This is a genomic window from Microbacterium sp., assembly GCF_035277845.1.
Lineage (GTDB): Bacteria > Actinomycetota > Actinomycetes > Actinomycetales > Microbacteriaceae > Microbacterium.
Genome location: NZ_DATEJS010000245.1, coordinates 1 through 3,095 on the forward strand (window position 1 = coordinate 1; position 3,095 = coordinate 3,095).

The window sequence follows — 3,095 nt, forward strand, 5'->3', positions numbered from 1 at the left end:
AGGGCCCGGGCGATGCCGCGCAGCGGCCCGCGGCGGGCGAGACGGGTGAAGCCGCGCGACACGTCGACGACGGCGTTCAGCATCCCGAACAGCAGGATGACGGCGGCCACCGGAATCGCCGACCACACGGCATCCCACAGCCCGTCGAGGGTCACCGGGCCGAGCAGGATCACCCAGGCGAACGGGTCCGGCAGCGGGAGCGCAGGCAGCGGCAGCAGCACCGGGCCGGCGCCCGATGCGCCGTCGAACAGCACGCGGTAGACGACGCGGGCGACGACGAAGATCGCCGCCAGCCCCGCCGCCGCGCGCAACGGGCCGGGCCGGAACACGATCCGGCGGCCCGTCCGGGTCACGACGTGGGCGTGGGCGCGGGCGATGCGGGCTTGCCGTTCAGGGTGAACAGCAGCTCGACGCTGTCGCCGGGCTTCAGCTGCAGGGCGGAGAGCCCGGTCTGGGCGTAGTCCCACTTGCCGGCCTTGGGCTTGACCCACAGCGACCAGTATGCGCTCGCCGGGGGCATCCCGGTGCAGGCCTCGTGGTACGTCGAGCCGTGGGCGCCGGGGAGGTCGGTGGTGGCGGACGGCACGCCGTTCACGCGGCAGACGACCTGGTCGGGGTACTTGGTGGTGCCGACGGTCGTGATGCCGGCCTTGGCGGCGGCATCCTTGCCGAGGATCGTCGTCGTGGTGTCGATGCACTTCGTCTCGGACGGGCCGTTCGCGACCTTGAGGTCGCCGGTGTCGACGATCACCGTCACGCCCGTGCATCCGGCAGCGGAGGTGGCTGTCGGGCTGGCCGAGCTCGGGGAGGATGCCGGGGCGGCGGGGGAGGAACAGGCGGCGAGGGCCAGCGCGAGGGCGGCGGTCGCCGCGACAGCGAAGGTGCGGGTCGTCGGGGTCACCGTCCCACATTACGGAACCCGGCCCCCTCCCACCGCTTCGTGACGTCACAAACCCCGCGCCCTCCCGCCCCCACCCGTTGACTTGCCCTGGATGTACGCGACACGCCGGGCGACGCGTACATCCAGGGCAAGTCAACGAGGAGGTGGGGGCGGAAGGCGGGGCGTCTACGCTGGACGGGTGAGTGTCTCCGAGCTGTTCGATGCGGACGAGTGGATGCCGGCGCCCGGCTCCGACCAGTACACGGATGTGACGGCGCACGTGTCGCGCGACGGCCGCATCGCGCGCATCGCGATCGACCGGCCCGAGGTGCGCAACGCCTTCCGTCCGCGCACCGTCGACGAGCTGTACCGGGCACTCGACGAGGCCCGGCAGAACCCGCGGATCGGCGTGGTGCTGCTCACCGGCAACGGGCCGAGCCCGAAGGACGGCGGCTGGGCGTTCTGCTCCGGCGGCGACCAGCGCATCCGCGGCCGCGACGGCTACAAGTACAGCGACGACGAAGCCTCGGTGGCCGACCCCGCCCGCGCCGGACGCCTCCACATCCTCGAGGTGCAGCGCCTCATCCGCTTCATGCCGAAGCCCGTGATCGCGGTCGTGCCCGGCTGGGCGGCCGGCGGCGGACACTCCCTGCACGTCGTCTGCGACCTGTCGATCGCGAGCGCCGAGCACGGCCGGTTCAAGCAGACCGATGCGGATGTCGGCAGCTTCGACGCCGGCTACGGGTCGGCGTACTTCGCCCGGCAGATCGGGCAGAAATTCGCCCGCGAGGTGTTCTTCCTCGCCGAGGAGTACTCCGCCCAGCGCGCGTACGAGATGGGCGCCGTCAACCGCGTCGTGCCGCACGCCGACCTGGAGCGTGAGGCCGTGGCGATGGCGCGCACGATCCTCACCAAGTCGCCCACCGCGATCCGGATGCTGAAGTTCGCGTTCAACGCCGTCGACGACGGGCTCGTCGGCCAGCAGGTGTTCGCCGGGGAGGCGACCCGCCTCGCGTACGGCTCGGACGAGGCGGTCGAAGGCCGTGACGCCTTCCTCGAGAAGCGCGACCCGGACTGGTCGCCGTACCCCTGGCACTTCTGACCCGCGGATGGAGCTCGCCCAGCTGAACGGGGACGACCCCGGCACCGTGATCGCGGCACTGCGGAGGATGCTCGACGGCACCGGCCCCGCCCTCGCCATCGGGGGCGACCCGGCCGGCAGCCCGCACACCGTGCCCGCCGGCACCGGCGTCGTGGTGACCACGTCCGGGTCCACCGGCATCCCGAAGTCCGTGCTGCTCAGCCGTGCCGCCCTCGAGGCCAGCGCCGCGGCCACGGCCGCCCGGATCGGCTCCGGGGCCTGGCTGCTCGCGCTCCCGGCGGGCTACATCGCCGGGCTCCAGGTCGCGCTGCGCTCGCTGCGTGCGGGACACGCGCCGGTCATCCTGTCCGGGCGCTTCACGCCGGACGCGTTCCGCGCGGCGACGGACGCGCTCCCCGTCGGTTCCGGCCGGTACACCTCGTTCGTCCCGGCGCAGCTGCGCACGCTGCTCGACGCCCCCGACCCCGGGGTCGCGGACGCCCTGCGCAGCTACGACGCGATCCTCGTCGGCGGGCAGGCGCTGCCGGTCGCGCTGCGAGAGCGCGCGCACGATGCCGGCATCCGCATCGTCCGCACCTACGGGTCCACCGAGACCTGCGGCGGCTGCGTGTACGACGGCGTCCCGCTCGACGAGGTCGCCGTGCGCATCGCCGGGGCCGAGGTGCAGCTGTCCGGCCCGATGCTCGCCGACGGCTACCTCGGCGATCCGGACCGCACCGCGGACGCGTTCCCCGCCGCCCCGGACGGCACCCGCTGGTACCGCACCGGCGACGCCGGCACCTTCGACGGCCGCGCCCTCGCCGTGACGGGGCGCATCGACAACGTGATCGTGTCCGGTGGCGTCAACGTGTCGCTCGACCGCGTCGAACGAGCTGTGCGGGAGGTGCCCGGGTTCGCCGGCGCCGTCGTCGTGGGCGTGCCCGACGACCGCTGGGGCGAGGCGTCCGTCGTCGTCGTGGCACGATCCGACGTCGCCGGAACCGAGGCCGGCCTGCAGCGGGTGCGGGATGCCGCTGCCGCCGCGATCGGTGCGCACGCACGGCCGTCGCGCCTTCTCGTCGTGGCTGAGCTGCCGCATCTGTCGAGCGGCAAACCCGACCGTGCGCGGATCCG

Annotated in this window: 3 protein-coding genes and 1 pseudogene; 2 read left to right on the top strand and 2 right to left on the bottom strand. The window is 73.7% G+C overall.

Translation table 11 applies throughout. The features are described from left to right. Both VJR25_RS10615 and VJR25_RS10620 read right to left on the bottom strand, forming a co-directional pair. Window positions 1-332: pseudogene (locus VJR25_RS10615) on the bottom strand (ECF transporter S component); the annotation flags it as partial. Between the two features lie 17 nt (window positions 333-349). Then, window positions 350-901 (bottom strand): hypothetical protein, encoded by a 552-nt coding sequence (locus VJR25_RS10620; protein ID WP_324114943.1) that lies wholly within the window; start codon window positions 899-901, stop codon window positions 350-352. Window positions 902-1,079: 178 nt separating this feature from the next. Here VJR25_RS10620 and VJR25_RS10625 point away from each other — a divergent pair, with 178 nt between their 5' ends. Both VJR25_RS10625 and VJR25_RS10630 read left to right on the top strand, forming a co-directional pair. Beyond that, window positions 1,080-1,982, top strand: coding sequence for a 1,4-dihydroxy-2-naphthoyl-CoA synthase (locus VJR25_RS10625; RefSeq protein ID WP_324114944.1), 903 nt, complete (start codon window positions 1,080-1,082; stop codon window positions 1,980-1,982). Between the two features lie 7 nt (window positions 1,983-1,989). Continuing rightward, window positions 1,990-3,095 (top strand): AMP-binding protein (locus tag VJR25_RS10630; RefSeq protein ID WP_324114945.1); only part of this gene is annotated, 1,106 nt, incomplete at its 3' end.